Source organism: Nocardia sp. NPDC059228 (genome assembly GCF_042754245.1).
Lineage (GTDB): Bacteria > Actinomycetota > Actinomycetes > Mycobacteriales > Mycobacteriaceae > Nocardia.
This window is the reverse complement of record NZ_JBHZAL010000123.1, coordinates 1-1289: the sequence shown is the minus strand read 5'-3', so window position 1 is coordinate 1289 and position 1289 is coordinate 1. Positions and strand designations below refer to the sequence as shown.

The following is a 1289-nucleotide window of genomic DNA, read 5'->3' as shown; positions in this document are numbered from 1 at the left end:
TCCTCGGGATGGACCAGACCGAGCCAGGTCTCGATCCGGTGGTCGAACGTCGTCGGATCGACGCCGAGCACCGTCATCGCCGCCTCGTCCCAGTCCAGCTCACCCGTGCGGATGTTCCAGTCCCAGGCGCCCACCCGGACGGTCTTGAGGGCCTGCTGGAGACGGGAGCCGTTCGGTGGATCCGGCCACAGCTCGGGGTTCGAACCGCGCGGGGACGCGAGGGAGCGGGCCAGATGCCCGGCCGCGCAGCGGGCGACCTCCTCAAGGAAGGCGCGCTGGTCGGCGGTCGGCTCCTCGGCCGCGGGCGTCAGTACGGAGAGCACTCCCATCAGGCCGAGCGGCCCGGTCGGCGCGAGCAGGGGTACGGAGGCCAGGCCGCAGGCGGTGAGCACGCCCGGAGCCGCGTCCTCGGGGGGCCGGGGTTGCCCGGAGCCTTCGGGCGGCCCTTCGGCGGCCCGGCCGGGATCGGAGGGCCGGCCGGCGAAGGCGGGCGCGGGCAGCCATACGTACTCCTCGCTCCGCGCGGCGCGGGCCGGAACCGTCGTGTCCTTCCCGGACAGGTCCTGCCAGCGCTTCGTACCGGCCGGAGGCAGGCCGTCGGTGAGCATCAGATGAAGCCCGGTGTCCTGCCACAGGCTCCGCAGGTGCACCATCCCGCCCGGTCCGCCGAGTCCGGCGACCGCGTGGTGCAGCGCGCAGCGCAGCGCCTCCGTCTCGGAGGCGTCGTCGCCCACCGCGGCGAGTATGCGCAAACGATCCGTCGTCGATCGTGCCCCTGCCGGCCGCGGACCTTGTGCGTTTCGTGGGTTCACGGTCATGCACTCGCCCGCCAATCGAACGGGTTCCTCACACGGGCCCGTACACGGCCATTGTCTCTCGGCACCGGGTCCGGGGCGAGGGAGCGGCGGGGAGGCCGGTCCCGGTCAGGGCGGGGAGCGGTGCGCAGACCGGTCACGGTCCGGGCCGGTGGCCGACTCCGGGCCGGCGGCGCGTACGGCAGAATCGAGAGCATGACGAGTCCCGATCAGTCCCCCGAGCCGGCCTACGCAGAGCGCGTCTTCCGGTCGCCCGCCGGTATCGCGGGCGGTGTGCTGCTGCTCGCGCTCGCGGCATGGATGGGGATCGACGCGCTGGTCCGGGGCCACGGCAGCACGCCGTGGTTCGCGCTCGCGGGCCTGCTGCTCGCCGTGCCGCTCGTGGTGGCGTTCACGATGCGGCCCGCGGTGTTCGCCGACGACGACCGGCTGCGGATCCGGAACCCGTTCCGCACGATTCTCCTGCCGTGGGCG

General features: G+C 73.9%; 2 protein-coding genes. One reads left to right on the top strand and one right to left on the bottom strand.

All coding sequences use genetic code 11. The features are described 5' to 3' along the window. On the bottom strand, positions 1-734 hold a 734-nt coding region (locus tag ACFXKA_RS42885), incomplete at its 3' end, for a hypothetical protein (protein WP_379431890.1). Positions 735-1010: 276 nt separating this feature from the next. On the opposite strand from ACFXKA_RS42885, the gene ACFXKA_RS42880 reads away from it, so the two are divergent. Continuing rightward, positions 1011-1289, top strand: a 279-nt coding sequence (locus ACFXKA_RS42880) for a PH domain-containing protein (RefSeq protein WP_379431889.1), incomplete at its 3' end; no start/stop codon positions are given.